The 23,906-nt window shown below is 39.9% G+C and carries 19 protein-coding genes; 11 read left to right on the top strand and 8 right to left on the bottom strand.

Annotated features, from left to right (window positions below):
• Position 1: 1 nt before the first annotated feature.
• Genes ABMY35_RS14205 through ABMY35_RS14170 form a run of 8 tightly spaced genes read left to right on the top strand, consistent with a single transcriptional unit; the run spans position 2 to position 5,936 of the window.
• Positions 2–433 (top strand): nuclear transport factor 2 family protein, encoded by a 432-nt coding sequence (locus ABMY35_RS14205; RefSeq protein WP_349286805.1) that lies wholly within the window; start codon positions 2–4, stop codon positions 431–433.
• The gene (locus tag ABMY35_RS14200) at positions 430–1,167 is read left to right on the top strand and encodes an SDR family NAD(P)-dependent oxidoreductase (protein ID WP_349286804.1); all 738 of its coding nucleotides are present in this window, start codon (positions 430–432) and stop codon (positions 1,165–1,167) included. The genes ABMY35_RS14205 and ABMY35_RS14200 overlap by 4 nt, the downstream gene beginning before the upstream one ends.
• Positions 1,164–2,414: an FAD-dependent oxidoreductase gene (locus ABMY35_RS14195; protein ID WP_349286803.1), complete on the top strand. Its 1,251-nt coding sequence runs from the start codon at positions 1,164–1,166 to the stop codon at positions 2,412–2,414. Before ABMY35_RS14200 ends, ABMY35_RS14195 begins: the two co-directional genes overlap by 4 nt.
• Before the next feature lie 2 nt (positions 2,415–2,416).
• Positions 2,417–3,142 (top strand): DUF1365 domain-containing protein, encoded by a 726-nt coding sequence (locus tag ABMY35_RS14190; protein ID WP_349286802.1) that lies wholly within the window; start codon positions 2,417–2,419, stop codon positions 3,140–3,142.
• A gap of 2 nt (positions 3,143–3,144) precedes the next feature.
• On the top strand, positions 3,145–4,419 hold the full coding sequence (locus ABMY35_RS14185; RefSeq protein ID WP_349286801.1) for a cyclopropane-fatty-acyl-phospholipid synthase family protein: 1,275 nt from the start codon (positions 3,145–3,147) through the stop codon (positions 4,417–4,419).
• Positions 4,397–4,891, top strand: coding sequence for a DUF2878 domain-containing protein (locus tag ABMY35_RS14180; RefSeq protein WP_349286800.1), 495 nt, complete (start codon positions 4,397–4,399; stop codon positions 4,889–4,891). Before ABMY35_RS14185 ends, ABMY35_RS14180 begins: the two co-directional genes overlap by 23 nt.
• A 17-nt stretch (positions 4,892–4,908) precedes the next feature.
• Entirely contained in the window at positions 4,909–5,403 is a 495-nt protein-coding gene (locus ABMY35_RS14175; protein WP_349286799.1) for a chalcone isomerase family protein, read from the top strand.
• Positions 5,400–5,936, top strand: a complete 537-nt coding sequence (locus tag ABMY35_RS14170) for a DUF3833 domain-containing protein (protein WP_349286798.1) — start codon at positions 5,400–5,402, stop codon at positions 5,934–5,936. The genes ABMY35_RS14175 and ABMY35_RS14170 overlap by 4 nt, the downstream gene beginning before the upstream one ends.
• Before the next feature lie 30 nt (positions 5,937–5,966).
• Here ABMY35_RS14170 and ABMY35_RS14165 read toward each other — a convergent pair whose 3' ends face one another.
• The 4 genes from ABMY35_RS14165 to ABMY35_RS14150 all read right to left on the bottom strand — a co-directional run bounded on the left by ABMY35_RS14165 (position 5,967) and on the right by ABMY35_RS14150 (position 11,671).
• Positions 5,967–6,311: a hypothetical protein gene (locus ABMY35_RS14165; RefSeq protein ID WP_349286797.1), complete on the bottom strand. Its 345-nt coding sequence runs from the start codon at positions 6,309–6,311 to the stop codon at positions 5,967–5,969.
• A 69-nt stretch (positions 6,312–6,380) separates the two neighbouring features.
• On the bottom strand, positions 6,381–6,854 hold the full coding sequence (locus ABMY35_RS14160; RefSeq protein ID WP_349286796.1) for a DUF2059 domain-containing protein: 474 nt from the start codon (positions 6,852–6,854) through the stop codon (positions 6,381–6,383).
• Between the two features lie 10 nt (positions 6,855–6,864).
• Entirely contained in the window at positions 6,865–8,184 is a 1,320-nt protein-coding gene (locus ABMY35_RS14155; protein ID WP_349286795.1) for a serine hydrolase domain-containing protein, read from the bottom strand.
• Between the two features lie 277 nt (positions 8,185–8,461).
• On the bottom strand, positions 8,462–11,671 hold the full coding sequence (locus ABMY35_RS14150) for a S41 family peptidase (protein ID WP_349286794.1): 3,210 nt from the start codon (positions 11,669–11,671) through the stop codon (positions 8,462–8,464).
• 221 nt (positions 11,672–11,892) lie between these two features.
• Between ABMY35_RS14150 and ABMY35_RS14145 the strand changes: the two genes are divergently transcribed.
• Together ABMY35_RS14145 and ABMY35_RS14140 are read left to right on the top strand one after the other, a co-directional pair.
• Complete coding sequence (locus ABMY35_RS14145; protein WP_349286793.1) at positions 11,893–12,189, top strand: DUF6482 family protein; 297 nt, start codon at positions 11,893–11,895, stop codon at positions 12,187–12,189.
• A 206-nt stretch (positions 12,190–12,395) separates the two neighbouring features.
• Positions 12,396–14,576: a fasciclin domain-containing protein gene (locus ABMY35_RS14140; protein WP_349286792.1), complete on the top strand. Its 2,181-nt coding sequence runs from the start codon at positions 12,396–12,398 to the stop codon at positions 14,574–14,576.
• Between the two features lie 145 nt (positions 14,577–14,721).
• Here ABMY35_RS14140 and ABMY35_RS14135 read toward each other — a convergent pair whose 3' ends face one another.
• From ABMY35_RS14135 to ABMY35_RS14125, 3 genes are all read right to left on the bottom strand, one after another.
• Positions 14,722–16,344: an ATP-binding protein gene (locus ABMY35_RS14135; protein ID WP_349286791.1), complete on the bottom strand. Its 1,623-nt coding sequence runs from the start codon at positions 16,342–16,344 to the stop codon at positions 14,722–14,724.
• A 2-nt stretch (positions 16,345–16,346) separates the two neighbouring features.
• Positions 16,347–16,919 (bottom strand): carboxymuconolactone decarboxylase family protein, encoded by a 573-nt coding sequence (locus ABMY35_RS14130; protein WP_349286790.1) that lies wholly within the window; start codon positions 16,917–16,919, stop codon positions 16,347–16,349.
• A gap of 960 nt (positions 16,920–17,879) precedes the next feature.
• Positions 17,880–19,904, bottom strand: a complete 2,025-nt coding sequence (locus tag ABMY35_RS14125) for a winged helix-turn-helix domain-containing protein (RefSeq protein WP_349286789.1) — start codon at positions 19,902–19,904, stop codon at positions 17,880–17,882.
• A gap of 169 nt (positions 19,905–20,073) precedes the next feature.
• On the opposite strand from ABMY35_RS14125, the gene ABMY35_RS14120 reads away from it, so the two are divergent.
• Positions 20,074–22,338, top strand: coding sequence for a DUF5916 domain-containing protein (locus tag ABMY35_RS14120; RefSeq protein ID WP_349286788.1), 2,265 nt, complete (start codon positions 20,074–20,076; stop codon positions 22,336–22,338).
• Positions 22,339–22,432: 94 nt separating this feature from the next.
• On the opposite strand, the gene ABMY35_RS14115 is transcribed toward ABMY35_RS14120, so the two are convergent.
• Entirely contained in the window at positions 22,433–23,785 is a 1,353-nt protein-coding gene (locus tag ABMY35_RS14115) for a M24 family metallopeptidase (protein ID WP_349286787.1), read from the bottom strand.
• Positions 23,786–23,906 lie beyond the last annotated feature (121 nt).

The following is a 23,906-nucleotide window of genomic DNA, read 5'->3' as shown; positions in this document are numbered from 1 at the left end:
TATGTCGAATAATGCCTTGATATCAGATTTTTTGAAGCTGTATAACCAATTAGACAAGTCGAACCTCGAACTACTCGGTGAAGTGTACGGTGACCATATTGTGTTTGAAGATCCGCTTCACAGAATAGAAGGTTTGCCTGCGCTTACCGACTATTTTGCTAACATGTATGAAAACCTGAACCAAGGCCAATTCGATATTCACACCTCATTTGAGCAAGACAACAAAGCCAGTGTGTATTGGGTGATGACTTTTTCACATAAAAAAATAAAACAGGGTCAGCCACTTAAAGTGAACGGTAACACTTACCTTGAATTCGAAAATGGCAAAGTTGTGTACCACCGCGATTATTTTGATGCAGGTGAAATGATCTATCAGCACTTGCCAGTGTTTGGCACTGTGATTAACTTAATCAAGCGCAGGACTGCAGCATGACTACCCAATCTAATGTAGTCGTCATCACAGGTGCCTCTTCAGGTATTGGCGAAGCTCTAGCGCTTGAATATGCACAGCAAGGGTTCGCGGTATATGCATGTGGAAGGAATCAAGCAAAATTAGATGCATTAAGTGAGAAATCAGCAAACATCACACCTTGTATTTTTGACTTAAATGACAAAAACGCACTTAAAAGTGCGTTGCCAAAAGACTTAGCCATTGACCATTTAATTCTCAATGCAGGCACTTGTGAGTATATAGATAATCCTAAACAGTTCGATGGCGCGTTATTTGAAAGAGTCATTCAAACCAATTTAATTTCCGTAGGTTATTGCTTAGAAGCTTGGTTAAAGCAAATGAAGTTTGGTGGTCAGGTTGGTTTGATGAGTTCAAGTGCCGCCTATGTGCCACTGACGCGCGCTGAAGCCTATGGCGTATCAAAAGCGGGTATTACATATTTGGCTAAAACGCTCAGCGTAGACCTAGAGCCACAAGAGATTGGAATTAGTGTTATTCACCCAGGGTTTGTAAAAACACCGCTTACAGACAAAAACGACTTTGATATGCCTGGCATTATTGAAGCCGATGATGCGGCTAAAGCCATCTTCAAAGGCATGAGCAAAAGTACATTCGATATTCATTTTCCTAAAGGCTTTACGTGGACGCTTAAAGTCTTATCTCTTTTACCCTTTAGACTCTGGCGTCCGCTCGCTAAAAGGATGATAAAAACATGAAGAAAGTTGCCATCATAGGTAGTGGTATTTCTGGTTTAACCTGCGCTTACTTGTTATCAAAAAAATACGATATCAAGTTATTTGAAAAGAACGATTATATTGGTGGTCACACGGCCACCGTTGATGTCGAGGTCGATGGTAAAGAGTACGCTATTGATACCGGTTTTATTGTTTGTAATAACAAAACCTATCCGAACTTCTTAAAACTGCTTAGTCAAATTGACGTTGACTATAAAGACACTGAAATGAGTTTTAGTGTGCACAACGTACAATCGGGCTTAGAGTACAATGGCAATAATTTAAGTTCGTTATTTGCGCAGCGCCGCAACATTTTAAACCCCAAATTTTGGGGGCTAATTAGAGAAATTCTGCGTTTTAACAAGGCGTGTAAGGCGTTACATTCTCAACAAATTGCCCCTCATTTAACACTGGGCAATTTTTTAGACGAACAGCATTTTTCAGAGTATTTCAGTCAGCACTATATTTTGCCAATGGGCGCTGCTATTTGGTCAACCAGCTTGCAAGAAATGCGCGATTTCGAACTGCGCTTTTTTGTGCAGTTTTTCTATAACCATGGTTTGTTAAACATCAGCGACCGCCCGCAATGGCATGTGATTAAAGGCGGCTCTCGTGAATATGTGAAGCCGTTAACACGTGAGTTTGCAGATAAGATTTGCCTCAATAGTAAAATAAGTTCTGTAACGCGTAACGACGATCATGTAGTTGTAAAGCTTGCCGATGGCAGTAAAGAGCTCTTCGATGAAGTGGTATTTGCATGCCATTCAGATCAAGCTCTTACATTGTTGGCAGATGCGAACGAACAAGAGCAGCAAGTACTTGGTGCTATACCTTATAGTGAAAACCAAGTGGTGCTTCATACCGATACCAATATGTTGCCAAAGCGTCCACTTGCTTGGGCTAGCTGGAACTACCGCTTAGACAATACCAATATGCGCCCAGCCGCGGTGACCTACAATATGAATATATTGCAGGGTTTGCAAAGTGACACCACCTTCTGTGTGACATTGAATCAAACGGCCATCATAGATAAGTCTAAAATATTAAGAGAATTCACCTATCACCATCCGGTATTTAACAAGCAAAGTATGGCGGCGCAACAGCGTCGCTCTGACATCTGCGGCAAAAATCGCACCCACTTCTGTGGTGCATACTGGTATAACGGCTTTCACGAAGATGGCGTGCGTTCAGCACTAGATGTATGTAAACGATTTGGGTGTGAGCTGTAGTTATGAATAGCGCGATTTATCAGGGCCAAGTCAGACACAGACGTTTTAGTCCGAAAAGTCATGAGTTTAACTACACTATGACGCAACTCGCGCTAGACTTAGATGAAGTTGAAGCGTTAGCAGCAACTCATTCAGTATTTAGTTTGAAAAAATTTGCGCCTATGAGTTTTTTTCAAGCTGATTATGTAAAAAATGAACCGGGCAATTTAAAACAACGTATAGCAAGTAAAGTTTCCCATCTGGGTGGGAAATGGGATGGCGAAAAAGTCACGTTAATGGGCCAGTGCCGATGTTTCGGTTTTTATTTTAGCCCAGCAAACTTTTATTTTTGTTATCAAAATGACGGTGAATGTCGCTACATGTTGGTTGAGGTAAGTAACACGCCTTGGCTTGAGCGGCATTACTATTTGGTCGATTTACAAGGCGATATGAAAACCAAAAAAGATTTTCATGTGTCGCCTTTTATGGACTTAGATATGCAATATCATTGGCGCGTAAAGCCGCCAGCAGAGCAGGTCTTGGTTCATATTGAAAATCATAAAGAGCATAAGCAATTTGATGCCACGCTTGCGATGAAAAAGCGTGAAATAACAAAAAGTAGTTTGTTCAAAGCATGGCTGTCGGCGCCGCTGATGCCAGTTAAAGTAGTCGTTGGCATTTATTGGCAAGCTGCTAAATTGTTTGCCAAACGTATCCCGTTTATTGCGCACCCTGAGACTAGAGGTTAATAATGGAACAGTCATCTACCAATGTCACCGCAACAACGAATCTAGAGCAACTTTCTTGGTTTGAAAATAAATGTCGTAACCTAGTCATTTCGTTACTCGATAAATTACAAAAAGCCAGTTTAGAAATAGAAGAAGCTGGGCAGATAACTCGTTTAGGTAATGTGGACGCTAAGCTATGTGGCAAGATAATCGTGCAGGATGCGTCTATGTATGTCGACTTCGTAAAAGGGGGGAGCATTGCAGCAGCTGAAGCTTACATCGCGAAAAAATGGACGACGCCAAACTTAACTGAAGTTATCCAAGTATTTGCCCGTTGCCAAGAACAGCTTGATGAAATCGAGAAGCAGGGCGCGTGGTTTACCCAACTGAAAAATAAGATCTTTCATCGTAAAAATGCTAATACCCAAAGCGGCTCAAAAAATAACATCTTGGCGCATTACGACTTAGGAAATGATCTATACACCCGCTTTTTAGATAGCACCATGATGTATTCGAGTGCCATTTATAGCGATACAGTAACCGAGCTTCATGAAGCGCAGCTCAACAAACTTAAAACAATCTGCGACAAATTAGATTTAAAGCCGACAGACCATTTAATCGAAATTGGCACTGGTTGGGGTGGCTTGGCAATTTTTGCTGCCGAAAACTATGGTTGTCAGGTGACAACAACCACAATTTCAGATGCGCAATACGAATTTGCAGTTGATAAAGTGAAAGCAAAGGGACTTGAAGATAAGATCACTTTGCTTAAAAAAGACTACCGCTTACTCGAAGGTAAGTACGATAAGTTAGTTTCAATTGAAATGATTGAAGCCGTTGGTCATGAATTTATGGCGGAATTTTTCGCTAAGTGTAATAGTTTGCTTAAAGACGACGGCTTAATGCTTGTTCAAGCCATTACCATTTTAGATTCTCGTTACGATCATTACCGTACTAACGTTGACTTTATTCAGCGCTATATCTTCCCAGGAGGGTGTTTACCATCGATTGCGATCATGAGCAAACATGTCGCCGAGCAAACCAATATGATGCTCGATAATATTCAAGATATTGGTTTGCACTATGCAAGAACACTGGCTGATTGGCGTAAAGGCTTTGATAAAAATTGGCAAGCGCTTACCGAGTTTGGCTTCGACGAGCAGTTTAAACGATTATGGCATTTCTATTTGGCGTACTGTGAAGGCGCTTTTTTAGAGCGTGTGATAAGCACTCATCATTTAGTGCTTCGTAAGCCTAATTATCGAAACAATACCGATGAACAAATTTGCCGTTATTAACTTCTTCCTATTCCAGCTTGTATGGTTTACCTGTGCTTTGTTAACCGAATATGCAAGCTGGCTTTTATTACCCTTAATTGCCCTGCATTTCGCAGTATTTAAGGATCGATCCCGAGACATCAAGCTACTGCCGATTGCCTCTGTTGGTATTGCATTTGATTTTTTGATGTTCAAGTTGGGTATTTTAACCTTCAATGAGAGCTTCTTTCCGGCTTGGTTATGTCTGCTTTGGCTGATGTTTGTGCTTAGTCTTAACTATTCTTTTGAGTGGATGAATAAACTCAATGTGTTTATTAACGCCTTAATAGGTGGAATTTTTGGCCCGCTGAGTTATTTTGCTGCGGTTAAATTTGGTGCGCTGGGTATGGGCGTTGCGCAGACACAATTTTTGTTTATTTATGCACTTGGTTGGGCGTTAATCATGCCACTGCTGATCTTTTTAAATAACAGACCGTATTACAAGTTAAACTAAATCAACAGGAACACGTCATGCGTGTGATTTTTTTAATTTGTTTTTTATTTTCTTTTAACGGCTTTGCCTCACCAGTACAAGACCTCACAAAATACGGTGAGGGTCAAATGTCTGTGATGTTTTGGGATCTGTATAAAGCAGAATTGTTCGGACAAACACCCAGCTATCAAGCCGACACCTCACCAATCGCGCTGAAAATCACTTACCTCAGAGACATAGACAAAGAAGACTTGATAGAAGCCACGTTAGATCAATGGGTTCACATTGGTTATGAAAATGAAGCTATTCCAGATTGGGTAACGCAACTTGAGCAGATTTGGCCCGATATCAAAGAAGGTAGCCAACTGACGATTCGTGTTCACCACGATGGTGCGTCAGATTTTTATGATGCAACGAGCAAAATAGGCAGTATGACAGATCCGCAATTTGGCAAAGCATTTTTAGCGATTTGGCTTAGTGATAAAACCTCGGAGCCGAAACTGCGTACGCAACTTATTGGAGAGACAAAATGATCAGAGTGCTGACACTCATCTTAGGATTAATGTTTATAGTTGGATGTTCAAGTAACCATATTGATGATTATGCCGACAAAACACCTGTGCTTAAGTTAGAGGATTTTTTTCAGGGCGAGCTTAAAGCTCATGGTGTGGTGCTCGATAGAAGTGGTGCATTTCAGCGTAGCTTTACCGTGAAGCTGAACGGCACTTGGCAGCAAGAAAATGGTCGGCTAAAAGGCAAACTAGATGAGTGGTTTGTTTATGATGATGGTGAAAAAGACACGCGTACTTGGTTAATAACTAAAACCGCTGACGGTGAATATACGGGCACTGCAAATGATGTAATTGGTCAAGCAAACGGTCAGGCCCGCGGTAATGCTTTATACTGGCGTTACGACCTAGAAATTCAATATAAAGGTGACCCTTTGGTTGTTACCCTCGACGATTGGATGTATTTGGTGGATGAAAACCATTTAATTAATCGCACTGAGATAATTAAGTTTGGTTTTAAAGTGGGTGAAGTGTTATTGAGTATTGAGAAGGTGTAAATCACCTTCTCATGTTTCTGCTTGCGTGAATTAGTTCTTTCGCTTCTCAAACGAACTAGAAATAACTAATAATGAAGTTATTATTATAGTAATGTCATGAAGCGGTACTGCGATTAAAGAACCGAGCTTAATTGCCAATAGAGCAAATAGTATGCAAGGGAGCACAGTTGCTAAGAATTGATGTTTGTAGAACCTATGGCCAACTAAACTAAAATACAAAGCTGCTAGAACAGTTCCAACAAGCGCTGATATACAGTAAGTTAAACCATATTGTACAGTAAGAGTCACTTCTTGATTGTAGACGTCCAGTCCGAAGACAAGCATAGCTGCAGTCAAGCCAATTGCTATGTAATGCACTAATAATTTTTTATTCATTGTTTTCCTTATTTTTCCTTATGTTTTCTTTCCTACAGATACCCCATTAATGACCACTCAGTATGTTGGTTAATTTTGTTGCTCTGATAGTTGCTTCAGTCTCTCGGCTTCTTCTTTTATCATAGCTTGCAACTCTTGCATATTCTCCTGAACACGTGCAGCGCCAATCTGCGCACCTTGAGCCATAAGCTGAGGCATTTTCTCTATGGTTTTTTTACCTGTCGGTGTTTCGTAAAAAGCCGTTAATTCTTTTAATTCTTGCGCAGTAAACGCTTGCGAATAAATATATATGAACTCGAATTCTAAACTTTCCCAACTCATATGTTTTTGGAAAAACTTCATCATTACGGATTTGAAAGGAGCCAGAGTAGGTTGTTGCTGAATTTGAATGTCTACCATATTAGACATAGAGTCATTCATTACTTTATCCATATCCATAACTTTCATTAGTTTTGCAGCTTCAACTTCCGCCTCTGAGTTTGCGAATGAAGTGAATGGACAAGTCAATAAAACTGCAAGTAATGTTATTTTTATGGTTTTCATTTGGATGTCCTTAAAGTATTTTGCGCAAAGGCTGACCTTCACCTCGGTAAAGGCTAACGGGCGTCAGTGTTATTGCTTCATTGATTTTCTTCAGTTTATAGTAGTTTTCGGTACATTCAAATGAAAATGCTTTATCTGCTCTTAAGGTTAGACGTTGCTTAGGTTCGTTATTTATTTGAGCAAAAAACTGCCTATTTTCTTGTGAGATAGTCATGATGCGTTGCTCAGTAAATTGATACTTTCCAACTAAGTCTTCAGCGAAACCTGTATTAGTATAAGTAATTGGCGAAGGTGATAAGTTTAATTGTTTTGCAATCATATCTAGCACTAATGGCCCCGGATGCTTAGCGTCATTGTTACTAAATGCCACTGCATAGAGATCATTCTCTGGGAGGTAAATAGACCAAGTCATAAATCCTGGGATCCAGCCTTCGTGGTTAATGGTCGTTTTGCCGCTAATGGGGTAATTATAAAGACCAAATCCGTAAGGCGAAGTTTCTCCATTATTTAAAACAGTTGGAGTTATCATTTTTTGATAATTATGTTTAGAGATAACTTTTCCATTCACGAGCGCTTGATGCCAACGACTCATATCTTCAAGGGTTGATGTAATTGCACCTGAGGCATAAATCCAACTTCTGTCTACTTTGATAGGTGAATCATTGTGGCTTGTATAGCCTGTAATGCCAGTGTTTCCTTCACCTTGTTTAGTAACATATGAGCGATTCATTTTTAATGGGTTAAAAATATGTGTTTTTAAATAGTCGGCATAAGTTAAGCCCGATACCACTTCTATGACTTTGCCGAGTAAGACATAACCTGTGTTTGAGTAGTTAAATACCTCGCCTGATTTGGCAATCGGAGTTTGCTTAGTGATCTCTTTGATTATGTCATCAAGACTTCTTTCTTGGTGCCAAATATTTCTAATTCTCGGGTCATTATTATAGTTTGGTAAACCGGAAGTATGGCTAAGTAAACGTTCAATGGTGACTTGTGCATAGTCTTTTGGTAATCCTTTAATGAAGTCTCCAAGTGTATTCGACAATTTTAATTTATCGCGTTCAGCAAGCTGTAAAATAGCTGCAGCTGTAAATTGTTTTGATACTGAGCCAATTTGAAAAACGTCATCAAATTTGAGTTGCTGTTTGTTTTGTATATTTGCAAGACCAGCAACACCACTGTAAATCACTTTTTCAGATTGCTCTAACCTGACAGCTATTCCTGGCGCTGAGTTTGAAGTATGGCATGCGAGTATTTCATCAAAAGGAGATTGTATTGCGTATGAATGTGGTGCAAATAAAGATGATACTAATAAAGCAGTCCTAAGCATGTGTGTTCCTGAATTGATGTTTATTTAAAAATTAGCTTGTGTTTTAAGTGTTATTATTAGACTAAATAAAAATCAAACTTTTGAATTTAATCAAGTAACTAAACTTACATTACTAAAGAATTAAAGCTGAACCAGTTATGAATAATTAAAGTGTGGGACTAAATCTCATTTACTTGAAATGTGAGTTTGCTGAGTAATAGCATGTGTGTTGAATTAAATAGTTTTATTTAGAGAAAAGGCCTTAGGCAGTGATGTCTAAGGCCTATATAAACTATAGTTAGTCTACTTTTTTAAGCAAAACTTCTACTGCTTTTTCAATTTGTTTATCACGACCTTTCTCTACAGATTCAGGATCGTTCTTAACAAGATGATCTGGCATTGTTTGGTTATTTTCTAGATATTCACCTTTGGTGTTTTTCATGCCCACTTGTGGTACACCAGCGCGGAAGTCGCCTGAAATCCCCATTTCCCACCAAACTGCTGTCATTGTGCCTGGCACAGGCATACCCACCATTTCACCTAAATCTAATTGATCATATGTGTATGAGAACGCATGGGCATCACTGTAGTTACCTTCGTTGATAAGCAACACAGAAGGTTTGTTCCATTGATCAAGGGGATCACCATGGTACTGACGGCCACGAACATGCATGGTGAAGTATTCTTCGCCACTCAGTAGTTTTGCAAGATCATTGTGTAACCAGCCGCCGCCATTAAAGCGAGTGTCAACAACAATGGCTTTCTTATCAAAATGTTTACCTAAAAGACGAGAGTACACGGCTCTGAAGCTAGGATCGTTCATGCCACGCACATGCACATAGCCAAGTTGACCGCCTGATAACTCTTCTACCAGAGCTTCTCTTGATAACACCCAGCGTTCGTAAAGTAAGTTATTAATAGTACGGCTATTTGTTGGCTTGATGACCTCATCAAAAAGCGCACCATTAGAATCTGCAAAAGTGAAACGTACACGCTGACCTGCAGTGTGGTTTAACAATTTGAATAAGTTTTGTGAATCGCTCAATTCAATACCGTTTACAGCTTTAAGCGTTACCCCCGGTTTTACTTTGCTGCTGGCTTTATCAAATGGACCTTTAGCCATTACTTCTTCAACCATGAATGGGTTTACATCATTGAAAAACAAGCCTAAGCGGCCAGTTGCATCATCCGTTGGCTTACGTGCAGGACGGTAAGATGAACCAATATGTGATGCATTTAATTCGCCTGTCATTTCAGCAAATAGGTTCGCAAAATCACGGCCATGGCCTATCGATGCCACTTTTGCACGGTAAGATTGGCCAACTTGATCCCAATCGATACCGTGATAATCATCGCGATAGAATTTATCATCAATGATGCGCCAGCTGTGATCGAACATAAATTCACGTTCTTTGGCGGCTTGTAGTTGCATCACAGGCTTGGTCGAAATTGGTTTAAGCGCAATTTTGTTGCCTACTTTACCTTGACGTAGCGTGCCATCGGCAAGAATAACAATGTTCTTTTCATCTTCGCTAAACGTCATGCTTGCTCTGCGTGCATTTAGTTTTGCAACCAACTCTGTTTTTCTATCGCGAATTGAATGACGCCATAGATCATAGCCTTTCTCAAAACGCGCAAAGTAGTAAAGTGCCTTGGTGTCTTTTGTTAAATATGCTTGACCAAGATCTGATGCATGAACAGTCAGACGCGCTGTGCGTTGTTCGATGTTATCCCACTCAATCTCAAGCTTTTCAGCTTTATCTTCAGTGTTCTTATCGTCTTGCTTCTCTGCTTTTGAGGCGTTTTTCTCAAGCTCTTTATGCAGTGCATACTCTTCTTTAGAGAATCTAAAACGGTCATAGCTGTCTTGCGTTAAGAAAGCGGCCATAACGTCGAATTCTCTGCCCCAACTACCATGATCACGTTGGCCATAACGGGCACTAGCCCAAAGCACTGCTTCACCATCGGTATGCCAAGAAGGTGAGGTATCGTTATAACCGGATAAGCTGATATCGCGAGGTTGCTGTGAACCATCTGATGGGAAAACGCCGATATTTGTCACAAACAGTCGACTTCTTGGTGCGAAATCCGCAGTCATCCAATAACTATCTGGTGCCCATGCAAAGGTGATATCGCCATCTGCATACGAGTAGTTATGCTCTTTACCCAGTGCAACGTTTACTTTTTTAGATTCGCGATCGATAACTTGAATTTCATCGCGAGCAGATAAAAACGCAATTTTTTTACCATCTGGTGAGTAAATAGGTTGGAAGCTATCCGTATCTACTTGATGAACTACTTCTTCTTTTAATTTTGTCGCGGCAAAGAAATAAGGCTCTGACTCATCGGCAATCGATGTTTCATATAACCCCCAGCTGTTGCCTCGCTCAGCAGTATATAAAAGCGTTCTGCCATCTTTATGAAATGACACAGAACGCTCTTGTTGTGGCGTATTGGTGATTGCGCGAGTCGTACCGAATTCTGTGCTTGCAACAAACACTTCTCCACGCGCCACAAACGCCACTTCTTTTCCATCTGGCGAAACAGAGTATTCTGTGATTTTGCCACCTAGCATGGTTGGCATCATATCGTCTTCTTGGACGTCATTGGCGATATTGATCTTTACATGCTTAGGCTTGTCACCTTTTGACGTGTAAATACTGCCATGGTGTGCAAATGCTAATGTACCATTGTCACTGATAGATAAGCTGCGAACAGGAAATTGCTCAAAATCAGTGATTTGCTTTTTGTTGTCGCCATCTAAATCGGCGCGCCATACGTTAAATGCGCCCGACTTTTCTTCAGACGTATAATAGTAAGTATTATTATCAGCCCAGACCGGGTTGTGGTCGCCGCCCGCAAAAGTTGTCAGTTGGGTATGCTCACCTGAAACTAAATCTTGTAACCAAACATCACGGGCAAACGCAGAAACATCATGCTTTCTAAATTCGTTTTCGTAAGCCTTTTCATCACGATAAAGTACTTTCTTGCCATCAGGTGAAAACTTTAATTCAGATGCTGGAATGGTTGATAGCATCTTAGGGGTGCCGCCGTTTAATGACACCGTATAGCTTTCAGTTAAGCGGGCAGTAGGAAAAATCGTAGAGTCTTTAGAATCTTGGCGTGCTGATGTGAAAAGCACTGCTTTATCATTTTTTGCGAAATCTTGAGGCACATCATTGGCTGAATGATATGTAAGTCGTTTAGCCTTGCCACCCGATGATGGCATAAGATACACATCTAAGTTACCGTTTCTATCGCTCGCAAATGCGATATGCTTGCCATCATTAGACCAAACAGGGTGACCATCCCAATCACTGTGCAAAGTCAGGGGACGAGCAGTACCGCCTTTAGCTGGTACAGTATAAATGTCACCCTTATAAGAAAAAGCAATTTGCTTACCGTTTGGTGAAATGCTGCTGTGTAAGAACCACTCTTCACTTTTAGAGGCATGTGCTTGAGCAGTTAAAACAGCTAATGCACAAAGCGTATACTTGGCTGATGGCATTGTTGTTGTCCTTTTCATTTTGTCTTTTTTATCGATTATATTACTACGTTACATAGTAACAACGCATTGACACAAAGTACCAAAACAATAGACAAGTGAGCATATAAATACGTTAAAAGTCCATTCTTTGTCTTTTGAGAATTAATAGTGAACCTTGTGGTTGTTCAGAGCGTAATCACTTTTTGATTAATCCACAGTTTGAGCGAATTGAGGTTATTACTTTGAAGCTTAGTAAATTAGAAAAGTATTTCTATGTCGATAAAATTATTTATCATTCATTAGATTTGGCTTTATATAACGTAAGTGTAGTCATTGATGGTAAAGAATACATGGTGACCGACGAAAAAGGACAGCGTTTGAAAAGTCATAACTTCGTCGCTTTACAAAAGAAATTAAAAAATGTTAAAGCTGAGTTACAGGTTATGCGCCAGCTGAGTGCGTACGATGAAATGGTTGGTGGGCCGAGTAAAATTAACAACGAACTCGAAGTACCACTAGGTGATAACAAGCTTTATTAATTTTAACACCCAATTTATTTTGGTATAGAAAAGCGTCTAAATTTCACTAATGGCGCTTATCTTCTTTTATATTCCTTTAAAATCACTAAATCTACTCAAATTAAACTTGTATTATTTTTATTAAATTTTTTTTAATAATATTTTGATCGTTTAGAAATTACTCTCCGTAACTCTGTATGAACTTTAAACACAAGAGGAATGTAGAGGTGGTTAAATCAATCAAACTTGGAGCAGCATTGAGTATTTCATTGTTGCTAGCAGGCTGTAATGACGATGACAATAAAATAGAAATACAGCCCCCAGTACAAGAGCCAAACACAGTTTATGACGTAGCCGCAGCGAGCGGTGATTTCAACACATTGGTTTCATTACTTGAGGCAACAAACCTAGACGACACGCTAGACAACGCTGATAGTATGTATACCGTGTTTGCACCGACTGATGCTGCTTTCGCTGCACTAGGTCAAGAAACGTTAGATGCATTAGCACAGGACCCAGACAAGCTCAGTAGCATTCTTACTTACCATGTGCTGGGAAGTAAAGTTGTGGCCGAAGATGCGCTATCTGCAGCGGGTAGCACCGTATTAACAGTAAACGGCGCGAATATAGCACTTTCACTTTCAGGTGATGATCTTTTAATTAACACAAGTACAGTAACTGATACAGATGTAATGGCCGACAACGGTGTAATACATGTGATTGACGCTGTATTAATGCCTCCTGCGCCAACTGAATCCGGTGCAAATATTGTTGATACTGCAAAGGCTAATGGTGAATTTACTACTTTAATAACTGCTTTAGAGCGTACTGGTTTAGACAGTGTGTTATCTGATGAGTCAGGGTCGTTTACTGTATTTGCACCAACTGATACGGCATTCGCAGCTATCGGTGATAAATTAATAAACACTTTATTGGCTAACCCTGATGTACTTTCAGATATTTTAAAACAACATGTTTTACCGATAAACGCAGATTCGGTCACGGCCATGTCACTTAATGGCAAATCTGTGAAGACTGTGCTAGGAAACGAGTTAGGCATTTCTATCAACAAAGAAACTAACACATTAATGTTTGGCGGTGCCAAAATCATTACTAAAGATATAGTAACAACAAACGGCACTATACACGTCATTGACAGTGTAATTGTTGGTGATATTACACTTCCTCAGAGCTATGGCACAATTGCAGATGTGGCGACTGAAAATGGTAGTTTTGATACCTTGTTGTCTTTACTTGTTGCTACAGGACTAGACAGTGAAGTGTCAGATCCAACTAAAACTTTTACTGTTTTTGCACCTACTGATGCTGCGTTTGCTGCATTAGGTCAAGATACATTAACCGCATTGCAATCTGACACCGAAACGCTTAAAGGTATTTTACTCTACCATTTAATAGTAGACCAAAAAGTTATGTCTGATGCGGCAGTATCTATTGCGAATAGTGAAGAAAGCTTAGTTAAAATGGGTAATGATGCCAATTCAGCTCTATCGACAACTGGTTCAACATTGTTCATAAACGACTCAGCGATATCAGCAGCAAACGTGATGGCTGATAACGGTATTATTCATGTTTTAGACAAGGTGATCATGCCGCCTAAAACAGCGGATGAGCCAAGCAAAAATGTGGTGCAAACAGCCTCCGATACTGATAGTTTATCAACGCTTGTTACTGCATTAAGCGCTGCTAATTTGGTCGATGCGCTCAGTAACCCTGAAGCTAACTTTACAGTGTTCGCACCGACGAATGATGCGTTTAAAAAAATACCAGCTGATACGCTAAATGCTTTACTTGCTGATAAAGATGCACTAGGTGCTGTGCTTAAGCAGCATGTTTTAGCTTCTTCTGTCGACAGCTTAAATGCTTTCGCTGCTAATGGCGCTGAGGTAGAAACCCTGCAAGGCAATAAGTTATCAGTTAACTTGGTTAATTTTGCTGGCGTGTCAAACACAGACAGTGACGTAGTCACATACAGCAAAGCAACAGGTACATTGGTGACAGGGGCTGGTTCAACAACTCCTGACATGACACTGTATGTATTCGACAATGATTTAGAAAGTGCGTCGAGCCAGTGCGTCGATACATGCGCAACAAACTGGCCGCCAGTAACTGCAACAGCTGATGGTATCAAAAATATACCGGGTTTATCGCTGGTTGAACGAGGTGATGGCTCAATGCAAGTTGCTTATTTAGGTCGTCCTTTATACACATTTATTCAAGATGAAGCGGCCGGAGACATGAAGGGTAATGCATTGAATAACGTATGGTGGGCAGTGAAATTGCCAACATCAGGCCTACAAATTGAAGGGGCGAATGTGACAACCACAGATATTTACACTTCAAACGGTGTAGTTCACCTGATTGATACTGTAATAACTGAAGTTAAATAATTTAATTTAATCTAATCTAAGCTTTAAAGCGCCTTGCATATGGAATTATGGGGGGCGCTTTTTTATTCGTAAGAGGCTAGGTCTTCAATGACATAATTACTGATAGAACGAATTTAATTACTGTCAACCAAACTATGGAAGAGCGTTATTTAACAGGAAACTTACTTAAAACTCTAACCATTTCCAGCTCTGAAATAGGTTTTGCGATGAAGTCATCCATACCACTGGCAAAACATTTTTCTTTGTCTTCATCAAATGTGTTTGCTGTCATTGCAACTATGTTTGGTCGTTGATTTTTATATCTCGCTATAATTTCTTTCGTTGCATCATGGCCGTTCATTACAGGCATTTGTATATCCATAAAAATAAAGCTGTAATGTTTCTGCTCTAGCTTACCTAGTGCGACTTGACCGTTTTCTGCAATATCATATTTATAACCAAGCTTTTCAAGTAATAGGCCTGCAACCTTTTGATTAATTAAGTTGTCTTCAACAATTAAGATGGTATGAGGCTGTAACTCTGAGGCCGATAAGATGTTATGGGAGGTCTTTTCAGGCGATTGAGGAAGCTGTTTTTGAGCGACCTTTTTTAAAGGTAAGCTGACAGTAAACTTAGTGCCTTTATCCAACTCGCTATGTACTTGAATTTTACCATTCATTGCTTTTGCTAATTTAGCAGAAATAGCGAGACCCAGCCCGGTGCCACCATATTCTCGAGTTGTTGACCCGTCACCTTGAACAAAAGGCTCGAACAGCCAGGTTTGTGCATCTTTAGTCATGCCAATACCAGTATCTTCAACTTCAATCGTTAATTCATAGTCGTTCTTTTCTAACGCTTTACCTGATAGAGTAATAGACACACTGCCTCTTTTGGTAAATTTAACTGCATTATTCAATAAGTTATGCAAGAGCTGCTTAATTCTCAACGCGTCACCAATCAACTGTGTTGGTAACTGTACGTCTAACTGCTCAGTGAATGTGAGACCTTTTCGGTTAACCTCAGGTTTAATCTCAATAGTGATGCTTTCAATCAGCTTGGATAGTACAAATGGGCTGGAAATTAGCTTGATATTGTTTGTTTCTAGCTTGCTATATTCAAGGACGTCTGTAACAACTCCGAGCAAATTTTCTGTGCTTTCATATATGGTATTAAGCATCTCAAGTTGATGAGACTCTAACTGTGTGTTTTGTAGCAATTGCACAAGATTCAAAATACCATTCATCGGTGTTTTTAGCTCATGTGACATATTGGCTAAAAACTCGGATTTAAGCTGATTTGAACGTAATAGCACCTGTGCTTCGTTTTTTAGTTTTAGTCTCTTATGTTCCTCAGCTTTTGTAATGAGTAAACGTTTGACTGCGGCACTAAACAACTCAATGATAATAAGAGAGGAAGAGTTAAATGCTTGATCTTGCTGCAGAAACACCAAAGTATTAGATTTGTTTTGTTCGAGCGGTAGCACTTGATAAATAAGGTAATATTGAACTTGGTTTATGAGCACTACAGTGTTGTTTTTAAGCTCTTTGATTGATAGTGACTCAATGGTCTCTTTTAGATGCCTATTTTCTTCTCCATGCAGGCAGTCTATGTGTTTTTCATTGTCTATCATAAGACAATAATCAAAGTTTAATGTCCAAAGCAGCTTGTTAACGGCGTTGAGCAAGATCTTTTGAGACGAGAGTTCAGCATGCATACTGTCATCGGCTAGATTACTTGTAAGCTCAATTAGAGAAGATAGTTGGTAAGAGTCAATTACACTGCCATTCATAATTACATTACTATGTTATCTTTAAGTAAGTTAGCGAACTCTTCGTCAACGACTAGCATCATACCCTGAGCTAATGTATTAGAGTAATTTACAACACTTGCAAGAGACATGAGTTCAAACACTTGGTTTTTGGTTAAGCCGTTCTCTAATAAACAAAGATGATCTTGCTCAGTAACAGAAGTATTATCACTCGACATTTTAACAGCAAAATCTATGGCCACTTTGACTCGCTTAGGACTTAAGTCTGATGATTTTTGTAGCACTTGATTAATGGTTTCGTCGTCAATATTTAAATATTTGCACATAGCGCAGTGGATAGAAGTGCAATAGACACATTCACGCTCGTTCGAAATAGCTATAAACACTAATTCTTTGAGTGCGCGAGGCAATTCACCTATAAGTAATACATTTTTGAATAGTGTCCAAGTTGTAGAGAGAATGTGCGGGTTGTATTTACCAAGCACTTTAAAATAATCGACAAGCCCAGCATTACCTAAGTGTTCAAATATATCGTCATATATTTCTTTCACTGAACTATCTGAGTCTGCATACTCTAATGTATCGTAAATACTCATAACTACTTCGCTCCTTCAGTTCGATGAAAATCTAAAATTCATAACTTAAATCTTAGTTCTTTTTCATCAGATAAAAAGAAAAAAACAGTAAATTTTATCATTTGGTGTGGTCTGTTATTTCTGAAAGAATAAATATGATTACAGCGTGTTTTTACAGTTTTTTATAGCTGCTTAAGATTTGTTGAAATTCACCAGAGTACTCTAACTGAATAAAAGCCTTTTCTATGTTTATTAATAGTTTGATGACTCAGAGATTCTATATTTAACGCAAAGTAGCCGGTTACTTTATTGGTAATTAAAGGAGGTTGTATATAGACATCATTAAGCGCGAGTGAGTGCCTAATCTCATGGTCAATATTCAGCTTTTCTTCTAAAAATCGAAAGGTTCTATCTTTCATCAATAGAAAGGTTTTAAGGTCATTATTTGGCATTTTGAAAAAATATTTATCGGGATTGTTCAGTGCAGATGAAAGTTTAGTAAAGACATTGTCACAAAGAGCATCTTCTTGAACACCAAATACTCATGGCTTACTTTTAATATCCTCAAAGCAGCCCAATATGACCGTTGGACTGGCTTCGCTTACAATGAGAATCTGTTCAATTCGCTGTGGGCCAGTAAAGTGAATGTATTCAGACCCTCTGCGGTTTTAATCTCACTAATCATCATATCTAAATTACCTATTTCGAGCATTTTTAATACTCTTATTTAGGAAATTAGTACAATTTACAGGTGCAGCCAGCTTGATTCAACAAAGCTTTAGTAAGCTCGATATCGACACCTTGCTATTGCAGGTTTTTGTTGCGAAGTGATTGTGGCGCTTAACTCTCAACATGCAAAACATGTTCACAACTCAAAGTGCAAGTACTTGCTACAAAGAGCGCAAAAGCAATGAGCTGTTTAAACATGATAGATGCAATGATCTTATAACATCATTTGAGTCTGATTCCGTTGTGCTTTTATTACTCTACTATTGCGAACTTTTTAATATCGCCTTCAACACTTTCCATCTTCGCAATGAGTAAACTCCCATCTGGTTTTATATCATAATGCCAAATAAGAGACCCTGATTTTTTTAAATTAGGTGTATTCGGCTCCAACATATCAAATCGCCAGATATAATCCTGCTTCGACCACTGACTTAGCCAGTATAAAGATTGGTTTTGAAATCTTGCATCTCGGAAGTTATTCGCTTGTTGCTTAGAAAGTGTTGTTAATACTTTAAAGTTATTAAAGCTGTCTAAAGTATTCGATGTTATTAGCTGTTGATTTTTTAGTAGCAACCATTGCTGCGTTTGGTGATGAAAACCAATAAAATCATTTTTTAACTGGGTTTGTCTAAGAATGCGGCCGGTTAGATCAAAGATATAAACCTGCTCACCATCAGAGCCCCACACTTGCTCGTTATTTATCCAGCCCGCGTTTTGCAAAGTGAGTGGTAGGTTTGATGCAAACTGTTTCGTAGTACGGTTTCTATCATATAAAACAATGTCGTTATCACGGTTAGACAACAACAGACTATTATCGGGTGACCAATTTAATATGCCGACATATTCATGACCTTGGTGAAAAGAGAGCTGCCGAATTTTATCATTAGCATGTAAATAAACTTCACACACCCCAGTGCGACGGGACATGAACGCTGTTTCTCCAAGCAAATTACTGACGGGCAAATAATCAATGCTTGAGCTTGAGAAAATCGGCAGGTCATCATTATCTTTGATATTAACCTGCCAGCTCTCAGCTGCTGCAAAAATATCTCCATGTTTATCAACAGAAAGAGTAGAAAATATGCCTTGGGTAGAGCGCATCACACTATATTGCTGATTGTTCAAATGTGTCGCAATGAGGTTATGGTACTTACTTTCATCATTTGTGATTACTGTTTGCTGCTTAACATCAAAGGCTGCCAGCCAAATTGGGTAGGGCCATGACAGATGTATATTTCCGTCTAGAGTAATCAGCTTTGTATGGTAATTTACCTGTTTTACAAGAAAATAAGTTTGGTTTTCCCATGCCTTGAGTGCTTTTATTAACTTTTCACCTTTGTTCAGTGGCACGGGTATCTTTACGAATTGTTGTGTGCTCAAACGATACAAAAAACCATCGCTGTTACCCCAGTGGTGAACAACGAGTGTGAGCTCGTCATCTGACTGCCAGATTGGCGCTTCAATACGGTCACATGAAATCGCTTCAGATTCGTGTAACTGCTTGCCATTACTGCTAATAATTTTTAAAACACACTTATCTTCAAGGTACTGCCAAAATGCCACAAGGTCTTTTTCTGGGTGCCAACTTGGGTGTGCGACTCTGGTATTGAAAGTATGCTCGTAGAGGTGATTTCCTAACTTATTGGCAATAACGAGTTGATTAAACTTACTGACATACGCAATAAGGTCTTGCTCTATATGCGCGGCAATATCAAACTCTAACCCCAGCTCATAACTAATGTCTTCAACCTTGTACTCAGGTGGTGTAAGTGGTTGAGGAGTCTGGTTAAAAAAAGCAATAGCACTAAAGCATGCGATGAAAAATACAATAAACAAGGTTAAATAGAGCGGTTTTCTTTTCGGTGTGTCAGCGCGTACAAAAGAAGCCGAGTTGAGGCTAGGCGAAGCCAATTCAAAATTATGGGTATTCGGCAAAGTATCAACTGATTTGAGTCTTACTTCAGCGATAAACACATAGCCTTTTTTTGGAATGGTTTTTATATATTTAGGCGTTCTTGGTGTGTCTTTTAATACCTTACGTAGCTTCGCGAGCAGTTGATAAAGGCTATTCGCTTCAACTATGGTGTCTGGCCAAAGTTCATCATTTAACAGGCCTTGCGATAAGGTTGTACCTTCTTGGGTAATGAACAGTTCAAGTAATCGAGCGACTTGAGGCTCTAACTTTTGTGTGTGTTGGGTTTCACTACACACAAGTTCATCTGTTTCTGGATAAAACATCCAAGTGTCAAATTGATATCCCTGTGACGAAGCTGGCATAAAACTCTTACTGCAGTTATTTAAATCACTCTCATAACCGAAAGTTATCTTTATTAAGATAAAAGTCAATGTTTATAAGGCTTCCATGAGAGTTATTCAGAAAAATTTCAGGTTTTTTCATTGCAAGTTTTGTTGCAATGAGTGCATTGAAATTCAGTTGGAAGTCGTTATGAAAATTTCACACATAGCAAAAGCGATAGCATTGGCCTCATTCTCAATAGCGCCATCGGTTATGGCTGAAGCAATCGTACTTGATGGCAAATTAGATGAACCGCAATGGCAGCAAGCAACAGCATTTAATACTTTTTACAAAGTCGTGCCTGCCACGCTCGAGCAAACAAAAAAGCAAGTTAATGCCAAAGTCTACAGTAATGAAAAAGGTATTTACGTTGGCATTATTAATTATCAAAGTGCTGAGACGCGAAAAAAACAATTCAATATCAAAGATAACTTTATGCAAGGCGAGTTCAATCGTATTTATCTCGACTTTGGCGGTGATGGTAGTAGTGGTTATTTATTTGCAACAACCCTAGGTGGCGGCACGCAAGATGCGGTACTTACGCCGCAACTAACAACTGACTACGATTGGGACGGAGACTGGCAAAGCCAGTACTTTGAGCATGACGATTACTGGTCAACCGAGGTGTTTATTCCTTGGCACACTGTATCCTTCCACCATTCAGCGGATGAAAATGGTCAATCAAAAGTTGGAGTCTCTATTCAGCTCTATGATATTGCTAATAATTTTATTTACGCGAGTCAAAAACAAACAATTAGTAATAGTGACTTTTATTTAGCAATGCCAAAAGTATCTGCTGAGATCCCAAACCAGCAGCAACTGGCGTTTATCCCTTATATTACCCAGCAAAATGATTTATCAGACCGACAAGGAGATAAGGGGCAAACTGATGTGGGCTTTGATTTAATTTATAAACCTGCGCACCATCAGAAGCTGAGCGTGTCAGTGAATCCAGATTTCGGTCAAGTTGACAGTGACGACGTAAATATTAACTACAGTGCAGTTGAAACCCTAAGAACTGACAAACGCCCGTTTTTCACTCAAGATATCAGCGTTTTTAATGTTCAGGCAGAGCAAAATACCAAGCTGATACATACCCGCCGAATAGGTGCTGGCAGTGATGATGGCAGTGAAAATATCACCCCAATTGATGCAGCCGTACGATTTGTTCATCAAGGAGAGCAATTGCAACTAGGTGCATTTGCTGTTGAAGAATCGAATTTAGACAGTGATGCGGGCAAATCATTTTATGTGGCAAGGGCGAAATATCGCCAAAATAATTGGCAAACAGGCTTGTTAACCACCCATGTTAAGCGCCCATACCTAGATAGAAGCGCTAGCACATTGGCTTGGGATAGCCAGTATCAAAGTGCAACTTGGTCATTACAAGGGTCGTTACTACTTAGCCAAATTGATACAGACGCTGAAATAAATACCACACAAACAGGTAACGGCCTGAGCTTAAACTTAGGCTATCAGTTTTCACCCAATACTAAAATCTCGAATCGTTACTTAAAACTAAACGACCAGTTCGACAACCGTGATATGGGTTATTTGGTTAGAAACGATTGGCAGTATGCTCAGTCTGAGTTTGAACATTCGGTGAATTACACGAATGATTGGGTCACACGTGTGAAGCATGTGGTAAAACTCAGCCATGAAAGTAATGGCGCGTCACAAAGTTTACCCGCTTGGCAAACATACTCTAGCCAATTTATGTTAACGACAGGGGCGCAGTTTAATTTAACTTTTGATTACTTAACCCAAGGCGAGCAAGATAATCTCGGCTTTAACACGACCGCATTTACCCAGCCCTCGTCACAAGGTGTCAGGCTATTTTACCAAAGCCCATATGTAGGAGACTTCAGTTGGGCAGCTAGCTTTGAATATGACAAAGAAGGCTTCGACTCAACATCAACCCAATATGCGGTTGACTTAACTTGGATGCCCCATGCGAATTGGAGCATAAATTGGAATAACTATTTAAGAACCGGTGAAGGTTGGCTGGTGGCAAATCAGCAAAATGTGATCAGCGAATACGATAGAGATTACTTTGTTTCAAATATCATCGTAAATGGTCTTATCACTGAGAAGTTAGAGTGGTCTAGTTCAATACAAGTCGCATTCTTAGACGCCAAAACTCAGCAAGTTTTTGCAGTACAAGAGCAAGGCGAACTGCTTAAACAAGAACTTGATACAAGTTTTGAAGACAATCGTTTAACCGCTCAGTTTAAATTGCGTTATCGTATGGGACCCTTCTCAGATGTTTTTTTCGTTTACCGAAGAGGCAGTGTTGATAGCGCCAGTTATGACCGCGATTCAATCGGACAAAATAGTTACGGCAATCGCACCAGCACGCTTTGGACAAACCCTATTGAAGACAGTGTGACGTTTAAGGTTCGATATTTATTCTGATAAACATAAGCAAAAAATTAGCTAACACAACCAGGGGGCAGGATGCCCCCTATTTAATTAAATGGACTCAAACTCAGTCAGTTAGAATTTACAGTTACCTAATCAAATGCCACTTAGTTTGGCGGCCAGCCAAGTACCAGACAGCCTTACCATCAAATACCGCATCTTGTTCTAGCTTGATTTGGATCCATTGATTATCCCATTCAGGTAGCTGCATTTTCACATTACCTTCAATGGCATACACCGTATTTGGATATAATTTCCAATCACCTTGAACTGGGGTCGGGCCTTGATTATCCCACATGCCAATGGTTGGGCCCGGTGCGTGGCCGACAAAACCCAGCGGGTGAGTGTAAGTGCTGCTGATGATGTTCTCAGCTTCACTTTGCTTAATGGTGTTGGCTAAGACCTGATTCCCCGTTAAACCTGTTTTGAAATTACGGGTGAGAATATCTTGCCAATGATTGCCCAACTTCAGGGCTGATTTTAAGCCTTCTGGCACATCGGTTTCATTTAATTTTAAGACGTAGCCCATCTCTTGCGTGTCGGTACATTGATTTAAATAGCAAATACCTACATCGGTGTGAATGATATCACCCGGTAAGATTACACGGTTATATTCGCCTAAAAACGGGGCGTCTTTGTCAACTTTATCGCCTTGGCGTTGAATATTCACATAAGGTTGGAACCACGGCCTGAGCTGAAGCGCTTCAAAACTCTCTCTCAAATACCAAGCGACATCATCGGTGGTCGTCACCCCAGGCGTAATGACTTTATTAGAAAAAGCTTCAGCAATAACGCCGCGAGCCAGAGTAACAGCAGTAGGGTAAACTTGTAGTTCTTTTTCGCTGCGGGTCTCAAGCCAACGGATCACTAAGTCTTCTGCACTGACTAAACGCTTTTGGTACTTCTTAGGTAAATTCTCAAGTAGTTTATTATGTAAACCAACGCTTAAGCCGTCAGCAAGCGCCCAATCTTCACTAATGTTAATACCGATACGTTTCGGATCTCGCTCAGCAATGACTTCAGCTAAACGTTGCCACTGTTGCGCTTTGCTACCGCCTTCCCAGACCGTTGGATATAAATCGCCGATTGGATAGCGACTGACACTGAACCGCTCGACACTGCCATCTGGTTGTTTTGAAAAAACGAGCAGTGTGGTGCGTCGGGCAGCAAAAGTGGGTTGTGGAACCAAGGTATAAAATAATTTGTCTTCACCGTATTCGCGATTGATCACCAGCCACATATCAAGATCGGCTTCTTGCATCAGCTTTGGCAGCAAATTGTCGAGTCTATCTTTTACCATGTTATTGATTGGTGCAACACGCTCTTTGAAAGACAATACGTCGGGTAAGGTGTCTATTTCGCGCCCTTGAGCGGCTTCTGTTGCTACTAATTGAGCACTCACTCCTGAAAGAGCGAGCATTAAAGCAAGTTTTTTAAACATACTGACGGCTTCTTCTAAAACTGAATATCTTATTTGATAGTATGTAAGGCGAAATTTAGCTGCAAGTTAGTTTCGGTAGGAGGCTTGTTTTAAGCGTTTATTAAACAGGAACGCGCAAATC

Source organism: Pseudoalteromonas sp. BZB3, from assembly GCF_040104455.1.
Classification (GTDB): Bacteria; Pseudomonadota; Gammaproteobacteria; order Enterobacterales; family Alteromonadaceae; genus Pseudoalteromonas.
This window is presented reverse-complemented; position numbering and strand designations above follow the sequence as displayed.

What these genes read in the sequence shown, in the direction of transcription:
- ABMY35_RS14205 (WP_349286805.1), top strand. Translation starts at nt 2, where the DNA reads ATGTCGAATAATGCCTTGATATCAGATTTTTTGAAGCTGTATAACCAA.
- ABMY35_RS14200 (WP_349286804.1), top strand. Translation starts at nt 430, where the DNA reads ATGACTACCCAATCTAATGTAGTCGTCATCACAGGTGCCTCTTCAGGT.
- ABMY35_RS14195 (WP_349286803.1), top strand. Translation starts at nt 1,164, where the DNA reads ATGAAGAAAGTTGCCATCATAGGTAGTGGTATTTCTGGTTTAACCTGC.
- ABMY35_RS14190 (WP_349286802.1), top strand. Translation starts at nt 2,417, where the DNA reads ATGAATAGCGCGATTTATCAGGGCCAAGTCAGACACAGACGTTTTAGT.
- ABMY35_RS14185 (WP_349286801.1), top strand. Translation starts at nt 3,145, where the DNA reads ATGGAACAGTCATCTACCAATGTCACCGCAACAACGAATCTAGAGCAA.
- ABMY35_RS14180 (WP_349286800.1), top strand. Translation starts at nt 4,397, where the DNA reads ATGAACAAATTTGCCGTTATTAACTTCTTCCTATTCCAGCTTGTATGG.
- ABMY35_RS14175 (WP_349286799.1), top strand. Translation starts at nt 4,909, where the DNA reads ATGCGTGTGATTTTTTTAATTTGTTTTTTATTTTCTTTTAACGGCTTT.
- ABMY35_RS14170 (WP_349286798.1), top strand. Translation starts at nt 5,400, where the DNA reads ATGATCAGAGTGCTGACACTCATCTTAGGATTAATGTTTATAGTTGGA.
- ABMY35_RS14165 (WP_349286797.1), bottom strand. Translation starts at nt 6,311, where the DNA reads ATGAATAAAAAATTATTAGTGCATTACATAGCAATTGGCTTGACTGCA.
- ABMY35_RS14160 (WP_349286796.1), bottom strand. Translation starts at nt 6,854, where the DNA reads ATGAAAACCATAAAAATAACATTACTTGCAGTTTTATTGACTTGTCCA.
- ABMY35_RS14155 (WP_349286795.1), bottom strand. Translation starts at nt 8,184, where the DNA reads ATGCTTAGGACTGCTTTATTAGTATCATCTTTATTTGCACCACATTCA.
- ABMY35_RS14150 (WP_349286794.1), bottom strand. Translation starts at nt 11,671, where the DNA reads ATGCCATCAGCCAAGTATACGCTTTGTGCATTAGCTGTTTTAACTGCT.
- ABMY35_RS14135 (WP_349286791.1), bottom strand. Translation starts at nt 16,344, where the DNA reads ATGAATGGCAGTGTAATTGACTCTTACCAACTATCTTCTCTAATTGAG.
- ABMY35_RS14130 (WP_349286790.1), bottom strand. Translation starts at nt 16,919, where the DNA reads ATGAGTATTTACGATACATTAGAGTATGCAGACTCAGATAGTTCAGTG.
- ABMY35_RS14125 (WP_349286789.1), bottom strand. Translation starts at nt 19,904, where the DNA reads ATGCCAGCTTCGTCACAGGGATATCAATTTGACACTTGGATGTTTTAT.
- ABMY35_RS14120 (WP_349286788.1), top strand. Translation starts at nt 20,074, where the DNA reads ATGAAAATTTCACACATAGCAAAAGCGATAGCATTGGCCTCATTCTCA.
- ABMY35_RS14115 (WP_349286787.1), bottom strand. Translation starts at nt 23,785, where the DNA reads ATGTTTAAAAAACTTGCTTTAATGCTCGCTCTTTCAGGAGTGAGTGCT.